General features: G+C 41.5%; 13 protein-coding genes and 1 pseudogene. 7 read left to right on the top strand and 7 right to left on the bottom strand.

Going from position 1 to position 17,393, the window contains the following annotated elements; translation table 11 throughout:
* The first annotated feature begins 327 nt into the window (after window positions 1-327).
* The 3 genes from gyrB to rpoD all read left to right on the top strand — a co-directional run bounded on the left by gyrB (window position 328) and on the right by rpoD (window position 5,930).
* On the top strand, window positions 328-2,268 hold the full coding sequence (gene gyrB, locus I8752_RS32190; RefSeq protein WP_214436234.1) for a DNA topoisomerase (ATP-hydrolyzing) subunit B: 1,941 nt from the start codon (window positions 328-330) through the stop codon (window positions 2,266-2,268).
* 307 nt (window positions 2,269-2,575) lie between these two features.
* Window positions 2,576-3,268, top strand: a complete 693-nt coding sequence (locus tag I8752_RS32185) for a fasciclin domain-containing protein (RefSeq protein ID WP_214436233.1) — start codon at window positions 2,576-2,578, stop codon at window positions 3,266-3,268.
* Window positions 3,269-4,757: 1,489 nt separating this feature from the next.
* On the top strand, window positions 4,758-5,930 hold the full coding sequence (gene rpoD / locus I8752_RS32180) for an RNA polymerase sigma factor RpoD (protein WP_214436232.1): 1,173 nt from the start codon (window positions 4,758-4,760) through the stop codon (window positions 5,928-5,930).
* A gap of 125 nt (window positions 5,931-6,055) precedes the next feature.
* Here the strand turns inward: rpoD and I8752_RS32175 are convergent, their stop codons facing one another.
* On the bottom strand, window positions 6,056-6,247 hold the full coding sequence (locus tag I8752_RS32175) for a chlorophyll a/b-binding protein (protein WP_214436231.1): 192 nt from the start codon (window positions 6,245-6,247) through the stop codon (window positions 6,056-6,058).
* 448 nt (window positions 6,248-6,695) lie between these two features.
* Window positions 6,696-9,200, bottom strand: coding sequence for a DNA gyrase subunit A (gene gyrA / locus I8752_RS32170; RefSeq protein ID WP_214436230.1), 2,505 nt, complete (start codon window positions 9,198-9,200; stop codon window positions 6,696-6,698).
* A 227-nt stretch (window positions 9,201-9,427) separates the two neighbouring features.
* On the opposite strand from gyrA, the gene I8752_RS32165 reads away from it, so the two are divergent.
* Both I8752_RS32165 and I8752_RS32160 read left to right on the top strand, forming a co-directional pair.
* Window positions 9,428-9,820 (top strand): response regulator, encoded by a 393-nt coding sequence (locus I8752_RS32165; protein ID WP_214436229.1) that lies wholly within the window; start codon window positions 9,428-9,430, stop codon window positions 9,818-9,820.
* Between the two features lie 513 nt (window positions 9,821-10,333).
* Window positions 10,334-10,738, top strand: coding sequence for a Fur family transcriptional regulator (locus I8752_RS32160; protein ID WP_214436228.1), 405 nt, complete (start codon window positions 10,334-10,336; stop codon window positions 10,736-10,738).
* 101 nt (window positions 10,739-10,839) lie between these two features.
* Here I8752_RS32160 and I8752_RS32155 read toward each other — a convergent pair whose 3' ends face one another.
* The 3 genes from I8752_RS32155 to I8752_RS32145 all read right to left on the bottom strand — a co-directional run bounded on the left by I8752_RS32155 (window position 10,840) and on the right by I8752_RS32145 (window position 13,297).
* A complete protein-coding gene (locus I8752_RS32155; RefSeq protein WP_214436227.1) occupies window positions 10,840-11,409 on the bottom strand; it encodes a Uma2 family endonuclease in 570 nt (189 codons plus the stop codon).
* A gap of 352 nt (window positions 11,410-11,761) precedes the next feature.
* Entirely contained in the window at window positions 11,762-12,766 is a 1,005-nt protein-coding gene (locus tag I8752_RS32150; RefSeq protein WP_214436226.1) for an SPFH domain-containing protein, read from the bottom strand.
* A gap of 99 nt (window positions 12,767-12,865) precedes the next feature.
* A complete protein-coding gene (locus I8752_RS32145; protein ID WP_214436225.1) occupies window positions 12,866-13,297 on the bottom strand; it encodes an NfeD family protein in 432 nt (143 codons plus the stop codon).
* Window positions 13,298-13,530: 233 nt separating this feature from the next.
* On the opposite strand from I8752_RS32145, the gene I8752_RS32140 reads away from it, so the two are divergent.
* On the top strand, window positions 13,531-15,564 hold the full coding sequence (locus tag I8752_RS32140) for a protein phosphatase 2C domain-containing protein (RefSeq protein ID WP_214436224.1): 2,034 nt from the start codon (window positions 13,531-13,533) through the stop codon (window positions 15,562-15,564).
* 704 nt (window positions 15,565-16,268) lie between these two features.
* Window positions 16,269-16,541, top strand: a complete 273-nt coding sequence (locus tag I8752_RS32135) for a ferredoxin-thioredoxin reductase variable chain (protein ID WP_214436223.1) — start codon at window positions 16,269-16,271, stop codon at window positions 16,539-16,541.
* A 128-nt stretch (window positions 16,542-16,669) separates the two neighbouring features.
* On the opposite strand, the gene I8752_RS32130 is transcribed toward I8752_RS32135, so the two are convergent.
* On the bottom strand, window positions 16,670-17,065 hold the full coding sequence (locus I8752_RS32130) for a hypothetical protein (protein WP_214436222.1): 396 nt from the start codon (window positions 17,063-17,065) through the stop codon (window positions 16,670-16,672).
* An 89-nt stretch (window positions 17,066-17,154) separates the two neighbouring features.
* Window positions 17,155-17,393 (bottom strand): annotated as a pseudogene (locus I8752_RS32125) (hypothetical protein); the annotation flags it as partial.

Below are 17,393 nucleotides of genomic sequence, written 5' to 3'. Positions count from 1 at the left end.
GCAACCCCTATATAAACTTCTCATAAAATTGCCCTCCAATCTCCCGCAGAGCTTCTGTGTTAAAATTTTGGTGCTTTTTTACTTTTTTTCACTTTAAGCAATTTCAACCCCACTGATTAGCACAGCTTTTATAACGGATAGTTATACATAATGAAATCTGGAATTTTCAGGCAATTAATTCCAAAAACTTTAGGGAGTACATCCCCTACCTAAACTTCGCACAAAAATGCCCTACAGTCGCCATTAAGGCTTTTGTGTTATAATTTTGGTGTGTTTTAACTTTTTTGCCATTGGGCGACTTCAAACCCACGCAGTAGGAGAATTTACATGACGAGCAGTTACAGTGCCGATCAGATTCAAGTTCTGGAAGGTCTGGAAGCCGTCCGCAAACGACCGGGGATGTACATCGGTTCTACCGGGCCGCGAGGACTCCACCATTTAGTTTACGAGGTGGTAGATAACTCTATTGATGAAGCTTTAGCAGGTTATTGCACTCATATAGAGGTGGATCTCAACGCTGATGGTTCTGCGACTGTAACAGATGATGGACGGGGTATTCCTACTGATACTCACTCACAAACTGGGAAATCAGCTTTAGAACTTGTGTTAACCGAGCTACACGCTGGAGGTAAGTTTGGCGGTGGTGGCTACAAAGTTTCTGGGGGATTGCACGGGGTTGGTATTACTGTAGTTAATGCCCTGTCTGAGATGTTAGAGGTGACAGTTTGGCGGGATAAAAAGGTTCATACGTTGCGTTACGAACGAGGTGTCGCAGTCACTAATCTGCAAGTCAAGCCTTACAAAGAAGCGAGAACCGGAACTTCCGTCACCTTTAAGCCAGATATCCAAATCTTCACTACTGGCATTGAGTTTGATTACATCACCTTGGCAGGTCGTCTGCGGGAATTAGCTTATCTCAATGCAGGTGTCAAAATTACCTTTACCGACAACCGTTTAGAACTACTAAAAAGCGATACACCCAAGGTAGAAACCTATGAGTACAAGGGTGGCATCAAAGAATATATCGCCTACATGAACCGCGAGAAGCAGCCACTGCATGAAGAAATTATCTACGTGCAGGGAGAACGCAACAACGTACAAGTGGAAGTTTCTTTGCAGTGGTGTACTGATGCTTATACAGATAACGTTCTAGGTTTTGCTAATAATATTCGTACTGTTGACGGCGGTACGCACTTAGAAGGTTTAAAAGCAGTTCTCACTCGGACATTAAATGCGATCGCCCGCAAGCGCAATAAAATTAAAGAAAATGAACCGAACCTGAGTGGCGAACATGTCCGCGAAGGTTTGACAGCAGTTATTTCTGTGAAAGTCCCCGATCCGGAATTTGAAGGACAAACCAAAACTAAACTCGGTAACACCGAAGTTCGCGGAATTGTCGATTCTTTGGTGGGAGAAGTCCTCAGCGAGTATCTAGAATTTCACCCTGGTATAGCGGACTCAATTCTAGATAAAGCTATTCAAGCCTTCAAAGCTGCCGAAGCCGCCCGTCACGCGCGGGAATTAGTCCGGCGCAAATCTGTGTTGGAATCTTCGCCATTGCCAGGTAAATTAGCTGATTGCAGTTCTCGCGACCCCAGCGAGTCGGAAATCTACATTGTAGAAGGCGACTCAGCGGGTGGTAGTGCTAAACAAGGACGCGATCGCCGCACCCAAGCAATCCTACCCCTACGCGGTAAAATCCTCAATATCGAGAAAACTGACGACGCGAAAATCTATAAAAATAATGAAGTACAGGCGCTAATTACAGCCCTTGGTTTAGGCGTTAAAGGTGAAGAGTTTGATGCTTCCCAACTGCGCTACCATCGCATAGTCATCATGACCGATGCTGACGTAGATGGGGCGCACATTCGGACACTACTGTTAACTTTCTTCTATAGATACCAGCGATCGCTCATCGAAGAAGGTTTCATATATATTGCTTGTCCCCCATTATATAAATTAGAACGGGGACGCAGCGTACCACAGTATCTTTATAGCGATCGCCAATTGCAAGAGCATATTGCTACACTACCTGCTAACGCTAACTACAACATCCAACGCTTTAAAGGTTTGGGTGAAATGATGCCTGCCCAACTCTGGGAAACTACAATGAACCCAGAAACCCGCACCCTTAAGCAAGTGGAAATTGAGGATGCCGCCGAAGCCGATCGCATCTTTACAATTTTAATGGGCGATCGAGTTGCGCCTAGACGTGAATTCATTGAAACCTACGGTTCTAAACTTAACTTTACAGATTTAGATATTTAAACATCAAGCTAATAACAGCATAGTTGATATTTAAATCGTGAAGTTGGTAATTAATTGGTAATGAGTAATTGGTTTTTGCCAATTACTCATTATTTTTTATATTTCCCTATAAACTTGTATCTTAATAAGCTAGTAATCATTCAAATTGCGTCCCCGCGTCTTTTTAAGGCAAAGGATTGTGCAACTTAAGGGCAGATTAGCTTAATTGTCAATTACGAATTATGTCGCTAGGCTGAGGGATTGTATTTATAAATTTATTAACTATTGTCAGTAAATCTCTATTTAATTGGAATTTTACGCAAAACGTATGAAAATGAGCAAAGACGTAGTAAAAACAACATTGTTTGCTATTTTTAGTGTAGGAAGTCTAATTACTCTGTATTCTTGCGCTCAACCTGTCACGCAAACGCCAACAGCAACTGTGCCCTCCGTTGCTGAAACCCCCGTAGCAACTGTTCCTCCTGTCGCACCAACTCCCGTCACAACTAGTCCTGTTAGCACTACAGCCAACCGCAATTTAGCAGAACTGGCACAAGCGGTAGCCAGTCAGGGACAATTTAAAACCCTCATACAAGCAGTACAGGCCGCAGGCTTAAACGAACAGTTAACGACAGCAGGGCCATACACGGTTTTTGCGCCTACTGATGCCGCTTTCGCTGCATTACCGAAAGGTACTTTAGACAATCTTCTCAAACCAGAAAATAAACAACAATTAGTGAGACTTCTTGCTTACCATGTCGTCCCCGGACAAATTACTTCCAGCCAATTAACGTCTGGCCCAATCAAAACGCTTGAGGGTACACCCGCCACAGTCAAAGTTGATAGTACTAGCAAAGCGATCGCAATCAACGGTGCTAAAGTAACTCAGGCAGATATCCCAGCCAGCAACGGCATTGTTCACATAGTTGATAAGGTAATTCTGCCACCAAATTTTCCAGCTAGTTTTAACGCAAAACCAACACCAGCATCAAGTCCAATATCAACACCAACACCACGCTAAAACAGTAAATATAAATATTTCCCGGTATTAAGTAATACCGGGAATGTTTATTTGCGCGTTTTTAAGTAATGAAAATTGTTTGATAGAATACATAAATCACAAATTATCAAAATTCTTAATTTTTTATAATGTTTGATTGCACACAAAATGTTGATTGTCAAGTGATGTTTGAGAATAATCGAGTGTTGTTTAAATGTGCCACTTAAGCGACACAACAATCAAATGCAAAAGTCTTACTTTGTAAATTATGGATTCGCTTTTTCCATAATCTCAGAGAGCCTTTGTTATGCTTGAAGGGCAAAGCTTAGTCTTCTGTGGCGATCGAAACGTGGCAAATGTCTTTAAAATTGAGTGTTACAATATTGCGTATTATATTTAACACTTCATTTACGGGAAGTGACTTTTAAATAAGTTCCAACTTCTTATTGCTAGCAGCAGACAAAAATTTGTGACTAACTTGCTAATACCTTCACAGTATTGCCGGAGAGCAACTATTGTTTGCCTGTATCTGATAAATTTTTGCCTTTAATAGGCAAATATCTACAATCCCAACTGTTAAATCCTTTCTAGATTGATTAAAATATCGTTGTATACAATAGGAACAGCTTGTCAAGTTTCATAGGGTTGAAATCTCAGCCATGCGCTAATGTGTTGATAAGACCGAATCGGTTATCTCTCTATCGATCGCGATTTGCTTGATTTTGCCACCACCTCAGCTCCTTAGTTAAGGTAATTGGCATAGGTCAGGTTAGAGATATTAAGATAAGCATCATCACCCTTGCTTTATCTACCTGCGGCTCACTCAATCATTCGGAATCTGTCATTTGTGAAGGAAATGTAAAAATGGGTGTATTAATGCTTCTCGGCTAAGTTAATATAAAGTACACTATTTCTCAGTATTAAAGTTATGAATAATACTAGGAATTGTGTAAAAGCTTGTGTATTTACCTTTCAATTTAGTGTAAGAGTGCATGTATTTTCCTTCCAATGTAAAGATAATGCCACTGCAATTTCAAAAAGTTTTAGGCAAAATTTAAGGGTATGACTACCAATTTCAATATCTTTTTGATAATAGTGGCCTTACCTAACTAAACGACTAGATGATTACACACAAAAAGAGTGCAATTTCTGTGAAACAGGCTACAATCGGAACAGTCTTTATAGGAAAATATGCCAAAAGTCATATTTTGTCTGAAGCGGTAAATTTTTTTATCAAGACAATTCTTTTAGTAGACCTATCAATTAAAAGTTGTTTGCAACAGCAATACATATAACTTTTGCTAAGGTTATTAAGTAGCACTTAAGTAGCATTAACTGCGACTTTCGACTTTTAGTAAAAAGTTCCTCTACTAAAGAGGATAAAAAGTTCCGAAAACATCTTAGGGAAATTAGCCCAAAACCCTATTTTCGGTTGTCAATTAGCTCTATTAAAAAGAGCAGTAAACACATCTTGAGTAATTGATTCTGCAAGGAGCATGAGGAACGCGGCATGAACCAGGCTAACAACGTACTCGAAAGCATATATCAGCCTGATCTAGAAATGATGAATCAGCCTGAAATCGAGTTAGAAGAACTCTTAATTGATGAAGAAGAGGACTTCCCGATCGCAGATGATGGCGAAATTGATGAGTTTTTAGAGCCTCAGTCTGATGAGGACGACGCAAAGTCTGGAAAAGCCGCTAAGTCGCGTCGTCGGACACAAAGCAAGAAAAAGCACTACACCGAAGATTCTATTCGCCTTTACTTGCAAGAAATTGGTCGAATTCGTCTGTTGCGGGCAGACGAAGAAATTGAATTGGCGCGGAAAATAGCCGATTTACTGGAATTAGAGAGGGTGCGGGAAAGACTTTGCGAACAGTTAGAGCGCGATCCTCGTGACATAGAATGGGCAGAAGCAGTACAACTGCCATTGCCAGCATTTCGCTATCGCCTGCATATTGGTCGCAGGGCAAAAGATAAGATGGTGCAATCTAACTTGCGCCTTGTGGTTTCAATTGCCAAGAAATACATGAATCGTGGCTTGTCCTTCCAAGACTTGATTCAAGAAGGTAGTCTCGGTTTGATTCGCGCGGCTGAGAAGTTCGACCACGAAAAAGGTTATAAGTTTTCTACATACGCTACATGGTGGATTCGTCAAGCAATTACCAGAGCGATCGCTGACCAATCTCGTACTATCAGGCTTCCAGTCCATCTCTACGAAACCATCTCGCGGATCAAGAAAACTACCAAGTTGCTTTCTCAAGAAATGGGTCGCAAACCCACAGAAGAAGAAATTGCAACTCGTATGGAAATGACCATCGAGAAGTTGCGATTTATTGCTAAATCCGCGCAGTTGCCAATTTCACTAGAAACGCCCATCGGTAAAGAAGAAGATTCTCGGTTGGGCGATTTTATTGAGTCCGATGGCGAGACTCCAGAAGACCAAGTTTCCAAAAATCTTTTACGTGAAGATTTAGAAAAAGTCCTTGATAGTCTCAGTCCTCGCGAACGTGATGTTCTCCGACTCCGCTATGGCTTGGATGATGGTCGCATGAAAACTCTTGAGGAAATCGGCCAGATTTTCAACGTCACCCGCGAACGCATTCGTCAAATTGAAGCCAAAGCACTGCGTAAGTTACGCCACCCAAATCGTAACAGCGTTCTTAAGGAGTATATTCGGTAGTCAGTTGTCAGTTGTCACTTGCTACTAACACCTGATTATTAGCAAACAACAAACAGTAAAAAACCTGGTAGTGCTCATTGACTACCAGGTTTTTGAATTTATAGAGCATGTCACATTAGCAATACTTATAGAATGCCCCAGAAGTGCAAGAAACCTTGACCAGAGAAAAGCTCGATCAGTACAGCTGCTAAAAAGCCAATCATCGCCAAACGACCGTTCCAAATTTCTGCTTGGGGGGTAAAGCCCCAACGCCAAGCATTACGATCTTCGATTACAGGGGCAGTAACTTTTGTTGTAGTTGCAGTTGTGTTTGTCATGGTTGAAACTCCAGATGAAATTTACGAATAATTATTGCGTTTATGTGAACTAATATAACAATTTTTTTCTTATTTGTAACACTTTTGTATATATTTATTACTATAGCTTGACATAAGCAAAATTTTTTTAGATAAAATATCTACTTCAAGATAGATGTATTAGATTAATCTCAAATTTTGCTTAGTTAGACTTATTGAGAGTATTTATCAATTATCTTAACGTCTATGTAGCGTGTTTTAGCATAGAGCCTGTAAAAATCATAGTGGTTATTAACAGCTGAGTGTTAACTGTCAACAGTCAACTTTGGTCAATGTGCAATTTAAAAGCGTCACAGCTTATCAATATCATCTTTAATATCGCTAACCTCAAGCAGGAGTTCAAGGCGCAGTAGAACTAGCGCCTCTAAATCTGCTATGTTAGCTCGCCGCAAGTTGAACATCATTTTCACTATGAACGCACTTCGGCAACTGTGATAATTTTTTCATCACGGTTGAGTTGAATGATACTTTCGCCTTTAACATCTCTGCCTAAGATCGGTACTGTTTCTACAGGTATCCGCACTACCCGCTCTTTGTTTGTCACCAGTGCTACTTCAGTGGCAGCGATCGCCATAACCATCCCAGCTAAGTTATCGGTTTTACTAGCAAATTTCAGCGCTTGCGTGCCTAAATCGCCGCGATTAGCTGCTCTTAACTGACTGGCAACGAGCCGTTTGGCATATCCTTCTTGAGTAACTAGCAATAGCTGGTCGTCTTTACCTACAGTTACACAGCCGACCATCTGCTGATTTCTCAATAACCGAAATGCTTGTAAACCCATTGCTGTACGACCCATAACTGGTAGTTGTTCATCATTCAGAGCAAAGCGTAACAGTCGCCCTCCGGAACTAGCTAAAATCAAATGCTTGCCTGTGTTGGCGAACTGAGTAAATGACAATTCATCATCGTCTTTCAGCTTCAAAATTGTAATCCCGCGACGAGTCAGGTTAGCAAATTCCTCAAGAGACAGGCGCTTAATTCGTCCTTGCTTTGTCAACAGAATCATCTGCGTGGAGTCTAAATTTTCCGGTAGTAAAAAGCGCTTGACAACAGCTTCTTGAGCACCTTGAGCAGTGGTAGTAAGTGTGGTGATTAATGGTGTTCCCCGTGGAGAACGTCCAGTAGTGGCGGGAATATCTCCCACCCTCACGGGGTAGACTTTGCCACCACTGGTTAATATCAACAACTCTTTGTCTGTGTCAGTCAACTCAGTTTGAATAATGAAATCATTATCGTGCAGACCGTTTTCGATTTTCGACTTTTTCCCCGATGTCTGAATCCGGCGCACATAGCCTCGTTGGGTAAATTCTAAAACTACTTCTTCTGCTGGTTCAGAGGATTTTGGCTTTTCTTCTTCCTCTGCTCCTCTGCTCCTCTGCCCCTCTGCTCCTCGGCTCCTCTGCTCCTCCTTCTGCTCCTCTGCAATTTTCGTGCGCCGGGGATCGCTATACTTCCGCTTGAGCGATCGCAAGTCTTTTTTTAGTGCCTTGAGTAATTCTCGGCGATCGTTCAGTAACCTTTGTAATAAAGTAATTTGCTGGCTGAGTTCTTCAAACTCTCTTTGCAAGTTTTGCTGTTCTAAACTAGTAAGACGGCGTAATGGCATTGCCAGAATTGCATCTGCTTGTACCTCAGTCAAATCTAGTCGGCTACAAAGAGTCATTTTTGCTGTACTGCCATCGGCAGCTCGTCGCAAAATTTCAATCACCTCATCTATATTTGATAAAGCTTTAAGTAAACCTTCTACCACATGCAGCCGACTTTGGGCTTTACCTAACTCGTAACTGTAGCGACGATTGAGCGTTTCTTCGCGAAAATTTAAAAACTCTTGTAACAGTTGCCGCAAACTTAATTGGCGGGGTTGTCCGTCAGCTATTGCTAAAAGAATTGCTCCAAAGTTACTTTGCAAAGCGGTTTGGTGATATAAATTCTGGAGAACTTCTTGAGGATTTGTATCGCGTTTGAGTTCGATTACGACTCGCATACCTTCGCGATCGCTTTCGTCACGAATGTCAGAAATTCCTTGCAAACGACTTTGATTTACCAAATCCGCTACTTTTTCAATCCAGCCTGCTTTATTTACTTGATAAGGTAATTCTGTTATTACAATTGCTGTTCGCCGCTTGCTTCCTCTGGTAGGTGCAATTTCTTCTAGATTCGCAACTCCCCGCAAGACAATCCCACCTTTACCAGTGGTGTATGCTTCTCTAATTCCAGAGTTACCAACTATCTCCCCCCCAGTGGGAAAGTCTGGTCCTGGAATTAATTCAAATAATTTTTCATCTGCCAAATCTGGTTGGTCGATTAAAGCAATTAAGCCATCAACTACTTCCCCCAAATTATGTGGAGGAATATTCGTTGCCATACCCACAGCAATACCAGTACAACCATTAAGTAACAAAAATGGCAACTGAGCAGGCAAGACAACAGGCTCTTGCTGGGAATTATCAAAGTTACCGACAAATTCCACAGTTTCTTCGCCGATTTCTGTCAGCATACCCTCATGACTGATGGATGCCAGACGCGTTTCTGTATAGCGCATCGCCGCTGGTGGGTCATTATCGACGCTGCCAAAGTTGCCGTGTCCTGCGAGTAAAGGATAGCGGCTGGAAAATTCCTGCACCAGCCTGACTAAGGCATCGTAAACTGCTTGGTCGCCGTGGGGATGGTATTTACCTAGCACGTCTCCCACAACACGAGCGCATTTGCGAAAAGGTCTATCTGGTGTTAAGCCAAGTTCGTGCATGGCATATAAAATCCGCCGATGCACTGGTTTTAAGCCATCACGCACGTCTGGTAACGCTCGACCAACAATCACACTCATGGCATATTCCAAGTAAGACCGTTGCATCTCTGTATGCAGGGCTGTTGTGATTACCTGTCCCGTTGAGAGAAGGTTTAACTGTTTTGCCATGAGTTTTTTCCCTGAATTTTAACTACACAAAAGTCGATGGAATTGAATAATGCAGCAAACACAGCATAACGGATGAAATGGGATTACTAACACAATCTCGATCGTCAAAGGATAAAAAGCAGTAGTATTATCCTTGATGGCGGGGATGCACTTTAATTACTAAAAAAGAGCTGAACAATTGTTTTGTTTAAGTTCTAATCTCCCTCACCTCTATAAATAAAATTCTCATGAAAACCGTTTTGATTGTTGAAGACGATCTCATTAATGCTCGCGTTTTTTCCAAAATTTTGGCCAAGCGAGGAGGCTTGGATGTAAAACACACTGAAAATGTAGAAGAAGTCATAAAAATTGCCCAATCAGGAGAAGCAGACCTGATTTTAATGGATGTTTCTCTTTCCAGAAGCGTGTATCAAGGTAAATCTGTTGATGGCATTAAGATTACACAAATGTTAAAATCTGACCCCAAAACAGCAAACTTACCTGTTATTTTGGTGACGGCACACGCTATGGAAGGCGATCGCGAGAACTTTCTCAAGCAAAGCGGTGCTGATGGCTACATTTCTAAACCTGTTGTAGACCATCAACAGTTTGTTGACCAAATCATGGCACACCTCCCCTAAAAAACCACTAACAATTGACGACTTTGACGAAATCTTTGCCCGCTCGTGTTTTGGGCAAATTTCGTTTTAGTTTAGTATATATGTACTATGAAATGGTCGTATTCAGCAAGTGGTAAGTAAAGTTAGTAGGGGCGTTGGGCTTTGCCCTTCTCGCAGGGTACAGCCGTTCGCCCTTACAGGAGTTAGAGAAAGTTGTTGATTAAAACTCCTAACTCCCACCTTCTAACTTTTTATTAGACTTCTTGCAGAAGTCGGGAAAAGGGGAAGGTGGAGTTCCCTCTGGGGATAAGGGGCGGGGGAAAGGGGGAAAGGTTTGTTATTTATCCCTTTCTCCTTTAACATGAGTCCCTTTTCCCTCCTCTTACAGGCAGGCTTTTGCTAAATGTTGCGATCGCCATACTATAACTTTCTGCTGCAACTGAGTGAAAATAAGATTAAGGAGCCGTTAGAGTTAATTTATTAGTTAGCCAGTATAACGGCTTCCCTTACAATGGCAAATTTAAGCAATTGTCTATGAGAGCCTTACGCACCCGCAGTCAAGAGCGTATTTTAAACCTGTTGAAAACTATCAAACAGGGCATTTCCGCCCAAGATATTTATGTAGAACTACGTAGTCGCAACCAGAGTATGGGACTAGCAACAGTTTACCGCTCCTTGGAGGCTTTAAAAATGGAAGGTATGGTGCAAGTGCGGACTTTGGCTAACGGTGAAGCTCTTTATAGCCTAGCGCAGCAAGACAAACACCACCTAACTTGCCTGCAATGCGGCATTTCTATTCCAATTCATCAATGCCCAGTCCATGACCTAGAAGAGCAGTTAGAATCCAGCCACAAGTTTAAAGTTTTTTATCACACTCTTGAGTTTTTTGGTTTGTGCGATCGCTGCCAAACAAACCAAGCTGCTGAGATTGGTCAATAGTCATACCAAATTCTATAACAATTTGATTTGATTCTTAAAAATACTTGTGTATGCAGGAAGGATTGGAAGACAGGGTTAGCACCAGCTGACCATTGTTTGATTTACGCAAAACTCAACCAACTAAATACATCTGCAACAGTTAATTGCCAGTTTTGCAAAACACTCAAAATGGGTAAAACATCTTGCTTTTCTTTTAATTCTGGTAATTTGTTGGGTTCAAAAATCATAATTGACTCATCATCAGAATCAAGCAACCAGCCTAGCTTTGCTCCATTTTGGATAGAAAATGTGATTTTGCGGATAACTCGGTTTGGTGATTGTTCTGGTGAGAGAATTTCAATTATCCAATCTGGAGGAATTTCAAATTTATTCGCAATACTACCTTTTGCATCAAGGGGAATATTTTGCCACTCAAACACAGCAATATCTGGTACTATTGAAAATCCGCTAAACGTGCAGCGTAGTTCAGTAAAGGCATAAGCTAATTTTGAGGGTTTCGCAATTTGATTTATAGCAGAAGCTAATTCAATTTGTAATGTGCTATGTTTTCCTTGTGGCATAGGTTTTTGGTAGATTTGCCCGTTAAAATACTCGCTTGCTGGCTTGTTTTCTGGTAGTTTTAAGAAATCTTCTACACTAAGTACTGTGGTTGACTGAATAGATAACGTCATAATTGATAACTTATCAAAACTTGATTATTTCATCACTAGAAAAATGCAACAAAATTAGTGCGATCGCGTTCATTTCACTAGCTATTGTAATTTTATCAAACGGTCAAATGAAATATGAGGCGCTACGACGATCTACGCCTACGCAAAATGAAAACCTGATGCTATAAAAGTGCGTTAGCAACAGTTTACTGTCAGGTATTACAGCAAGCAAATTAAAGGTTAGGACATCTTGAAAGCGTGGAATTCACTTTATAAATGATACAAATACGGGCGTAAGGGCGAACGTAACAGCGCCCCTACAAGTCCTTGCATGTGTATCAAGATTTTCGTGAATCCCTCTACCTCTCAAGCATCAACTAGTACGATTGTTGGCTCCTGGTATTTGCCCAGAAAACAACTCGTTAGAATCAACCTGACCATCTGAGATAATAGAGCGCATACCCTCGAAAGCAGCAGGGATAGTGCGCGGATCTATAAATAAAACCTTGCTGCTATCGCTTTTACCAATTGTTGCGCCCATATCTAAATAGCCCAAGGCAAATAGAACTTCCACTGCTTTGTGGACACCGGGACTACTACTCATTTTTTGGGCAATCAGTTCTGCTGACTCAGCAATGGCTTGGGCTTTGAGAACTTGCTGCTGGCGTTCGGCTTGAGCTTTGAGAACGATCGCTTTTTGTTCTGCTTCTGCTTGCAAAATTACGGACTTTTGACGAGCTTCAGCATCCAAAATTTGGGCATCAGCTTTACCTCTGGCGCTATTGACAGCAGCCTCGCGATCGCCCTCGGATGTTAAAATTGCTGCTCGTCTGCGTCGTTCTGCCGACATTTGTAATTCCATCGATTCCCGCACTGCTTGAGAAGGGATAATATCTCGCAGTTCTACCCGTGTGACTTTCACGCCCCAAGGATCGGTAGCAACGTCTAAATCCCGCAATAAAAGTTCATTGATTTGGGAACGAGCGGTAAAAGTTTGATCTAACTCCAGTTGTCCCATTTCCGAGCGAATTTGAGTAAGTACCAAGTTCACCATTGCCGACTGGAGATTTTCTACTTTGTACCAAGCCTTTTCCATATCGACAATGCGCCAGTAAACCACTGCATCCACTTCAATGCCCACATTGTCACGAGTGATGCATTTTTGGGGAGGAATATCTAAGACTTTTTCGCGGATAGTTTCTCGATAGACGACTTTATCGACAAAAGGAACTACAAAATTTAGCCCTGGTTCCAGCTTTTTGTTAAAACTACCCAATCTTTCCACTAAAACTTCATTGCCTTGATTGACGACTTTCACAGAACCTGCAACAGCAGAACCGCCAAGGGCTAAAAAGATGAGTAAAAATATCTGTTCCATTGTAAATCTCCTAACTTTTGAGTATTAAAACTTGAAAAATAGATAAGGGAGGGGCAAAGGACAGTTTTAACAACTGAACAACTGACAACTGACAACTAACTAATGACTGAGAATGCTTTCAGGCATCACAATCAAGGTCGTGCCTTCTCTTCTGACCACATACACTCTTTGATGGGGTGGGATGCTGAGTTTTTCATCGTCACACTTTGCCCGCCAAGAATTTCCCTCATATAGTACTCGCCCTGTTTTCCCAGCCGGAATTTCTATTAAGGTTTCAGCTATAATTGCATCCTGAATTTTAAAGTTGCGTCGTCGTGGTTGCAAAAACCGCCGAGAAAGCACAACTAATACAGTGGAAAGCAATAGCCAAATAGCAACTTGTAGCCATATACTTAAACCCACAACAGACAGCAGCGCCACTACAAAGGCACTGATTCCCATCATGAAAGCAACAAAAGCCGATGGTAATAACAGTTCCATGAAACACAGAACCGCTCCTGCTAGGAGCCAAATTAAGGTAGAACTTGGCATAGCGCCATCCTAGACACTACATTTACATAAACGCATTCCTGAAATTTAGATACACCCAGTCACTAAGTGTTTACAGAAAGCAAAACTTGATTTTTTACCAACAAGTTTGATTAATTTCAGTAACAAGTTGTAGCCAGGGGTACACAAATCCAGTCTATTCTAGCCTTCAAGTTGTTGACCGCTAAATTTAATTGAAATTCACGAGTTGATTTATTTTTTAAATTTATACTTTCATGATTTCTACTCAGCGGATAATTTATTGCATAAATCCAGACTGTCATAATCCGATTAATTCAGTGGGTGACAGCATTTGTGCAAGTTGTCAAACTCCTCTAGTTCATCGTTATCTCTGGGCTACTGGCTCATTGGCAGCCAAAATTCCACCAATAACAAAAGTAGCAGATAGGTATGAGGTAATTACGCATCAGGTTTGGCTAGATACTCAACCAAGACTGTCACCTAACACACCTGAAGAGTTGCCACAAGTAGTTATTCCTTACCTCAAGCTATATCAAGAGCATTGGCATCTACCCCAAGCCTACGGGTTTGCTGCCTCTGAGATGGAAGATGCTACTGACAGTGATATCCTGTTGCTGGAAAATGTGCCCATAGATGAAACAGGAAATATTTATCCGACTATTGCTGACGCATGGCAACAAGCAACAGCAGTCAGACAAGTCTACTGGTTATGGCAAATTCTGCAACTTTGGCAACCCCTATTAGAAGTGGGAGTTGCCCAAAGTTTGCTCTTACCCGATAACCTGCGAGTACAAGGTTGGTGTGTGCGGCTGTTGGAACTTGTTGAAACATCACAAACTACGTCTTTACAGCAGTTGGGTCAATCTTGGCAGCCTTGGGTAGCATCTGCAAAAACATCAATAGCGCACGAGTTAGAGAACATATGTCAGCAGATGTGTAGCGCTGAGATAGAGTTAGATGCGATCGCCACTCAACTCAATGCCTTACTACTTTTATCAGCGGCAGAATTACCATTAAGTATAGAGGTCGCAGGGGCAACAGATGCAGGCCCCGCACTCACACAAAATGAAGACACTTGCTATCCCCTAACTAGTGACTTAGACGATGCATTAATGCCGCGTTTATCGATTGTTTGTGATGGCATTGGCGGACACCAAGGCGGTGAGGTTGCCAGTCAATTGGCGGTGCAGTCCCTAAAATTACAAATCCGGGCTTTATTAGCAGAGGTGGCAGAACAGACTGAAGTTGTATCGCCAAAATTGTTGCAGGAACAAATAGAAGCAAGTTTGCGGGTGGTAAATAATGTCATTTGCTCTCGCAATGACGAACAGAAACGCCAAGGCAGAGAACGCATGGCAACTACCCTCGTAATGGCGGTACAGATTCCACAACGAGTACAAACGTATTCTGGAAGTACCTTAGCAAATGCTCATGAACTTTACTTAGCTAATATTGGCGATAGTCGGGCCTACTGGATAACTCGCAACTACTGTCAACTACTAACAATAGATGATGATGTAGCGACACGAGAAGTCCGCTTGGCCCGTAGTCTGTATCGAAAAGCACTTCAAAGACCGGATGCAACTGCTCTCACCCAAGCATTGGGTACAAAAGATGCTGAATTTATGCGTCTTTTGGTTCAGCGATTCATCATAGAAGAAGATGGCATATTGCTGTTGTGTTCTGATGGTTTAAGCGACAATAACTGGGTGGAACAATCTTGGCAAGATTACGTAATGCCAGTGTTAACAGGGAAACTTTCAATTGAAGATGCCGTTCGTGATTTGCTAAATTTAGCAAATGAGAAAAATGGGTATGATAATGCATCCGTTGTTCTGAGCCTTTACCGTGTCTCGCCAATATACTTAGTGCCTGTAACTCCTGCACAACCGCTAGTAGAGATTTTAAAAGTAGAAGAACCAGAAGTAGAACAACTAGAAATAGAAGAACCAGAAGTAGAAGAACTAGAAGCTGAACAACTAGAAATAGAAGAACCAGAAGTAGAAGAACCAGAAGCAGAACTACCACAATTAGAACCAGCTTCTATGGCTGAAAGTTCTCAAGCACTGCTGGATTTAGACTTGGATTTAACAGAGGAACCAACACCACCAATTCTTGTGAAAAAACCAAATAGGCATAAATCTTTAGTGCTAGTTGGAGGATTATTAGCATTGCTACTGGGGGGAACAACTCTAGGATTATTAGCTTGGTCGCAACTTAATCCACTTAATCCACAAACATTTCAACAGATGTGCAGACAACTTCCCTTTTGTCCGCAACGCAAGTGATTTGTTATCGACTCAATTGATTAAGTTAAGGGGCAGAGGGGCAGAGGAGCAAGAGGAGTAGCAAAGAAATCCTAGTACAGTCCCCAATCCCCAACTACTACTGACTCCTAACTCAGCACTCAGAAACAGCTGCTTAATCATTGCTGCTGTTGGGCACAGCATATTAAGAATGGAATATCTTTTTATTGTAGAATTGGATTTGTCGTTAAAAAGCGCAAAAAGAGTCAAGCGGATCTTCCCTTGCTCGTTAGCTTAACCCATCCTTGAAAAAGCACCTCTGAAACACCTGTGAGAGTGAATCAGTGCATTGAGGAGGCAAAACTAATGTGGATTTTCTTACCACATACCTGCTGTTTGGCGACAGTTGCCGCTGCATAAGATCGCTTGATTGCCGTCAACGCGGAAACAGTAGGCGACTCTTATATAGTTGTAGCAACTTCTGTCTAGTTTGCCGACTTTTAGACATCCAAAGGGTAGCAACTGAGGTTAATAACTGACAGCAAAGAGACTTTCATCCTGCGTTGTCTCTTGCAAAAGTACAAAGTGACTTTGATGTTGCTAACTAACCGCTATCGCAGCCTGCACGGGCAGGCTTTGTTTGTGTAGCTGGTACAAAGACCTGAAACAGAACTTCTGTAAAGGTTAAAAATATAAAATGACTGTTGGCAACAGTCAATTCTCCAAAAAAGCAAGTTCAGTGAGGGATGGCTGTAGAGATGCTTGTGGAACAACAAAAGCTAGGTGTAAATGTTGTTATGAAAATTGGCGATCGCGTCCGCGTAAAAGAATCGGTAGTGGTTTACCATCATCCTGAGCATCGAAATCAGGCTTTTGACATCAAAGGTACAGAAGGTGAAGTTGTAAGTGTGGCTACCCAATGGCAAGGTAGACCTGTAAGCGCTAACTTTCCATTTCTGGTTAAGTTTAATAAAAAGTTTAAAGCTCACTTGCGTGAGAGCGAATTAGAAATAATTTAGTTACGGCAGGAGGTAGGAGTAGAGACGCGATTATACAAGAGGTAGAAGTACAGACGCGATCGATCGCGTCTGTACAAGAGGTAGGAGTTATTATTCCTCCCTTGTCCTCCTTACTTCCTTTATCTTTACTAAGCGATTTCAGCACTCTCCTGTGATGCTTTTGCTGTACTAGCTTTCAAGCGGGTCAACCTACTTTTGCGTATGCGTTCGCTGTCACGAATGCCGCCTGCTATTTCATATTCGTTGCTGTTTTTGCCATACTTAAAAGCAACTCCCCTCAGCAACTTGTCTGAAAGATTGCTCAAGCTTTTTTCCATCTCATCAATCTTTGTTTTGGAAGAGTCAATCACAGATAAAGCAGTGTTATAAGCATCGATAGTAGTGCGTAACTGCTCAATTGATTGAGTCAGATTCTGCAAATCGCAATTATCACCAAAATTCATATTTGAATCAATAGCTTTCAGTCCCGCAGATCTGAATTCAGCTTTTTCGAGAACACGGGATGCGCGTTTTTTACGGGGCATAAATTTTTCCTTAAAAGAGAATTTAGAGCTATTTTGACTTAATAAAGCTGCTTTCTGGTGCAGTAAAATTAGCAAATTATTGTAAATTTTTAAACAAAATTAGTAAATAAATCTGAGTAATTTCTCTTAATTGGCATTTTACCTTTGGTTTTATTGGCGATCGCTTGAATGTTAATGGCAAACATCACAATGTTAAGCATGAATATCGCGCTATCAATAAGTAAAATTGCAATATTGATGATGAATATTAGAATATTACTTATAAGTGTTGCGATGTTAAGCATGAATATCGCGCTATCAATAAGTAAAATTGCAATATTGATGATGA

The organism is Dendronalium phyllosphericum CENA369, from assembly GCF_016056275.1.
Taxonomy (GTDB): Bacteria; Cyanobacteriota; Cyanobacteriia; order Cyanobacteriales; family Nostocaceae; genus Dendronalium; species Dendronalium phyllosphericum.
Note: the sequence above shows the minus strand (reverse complement) of the source record. Positions and strands in the feature narration are given on the sequence as shown.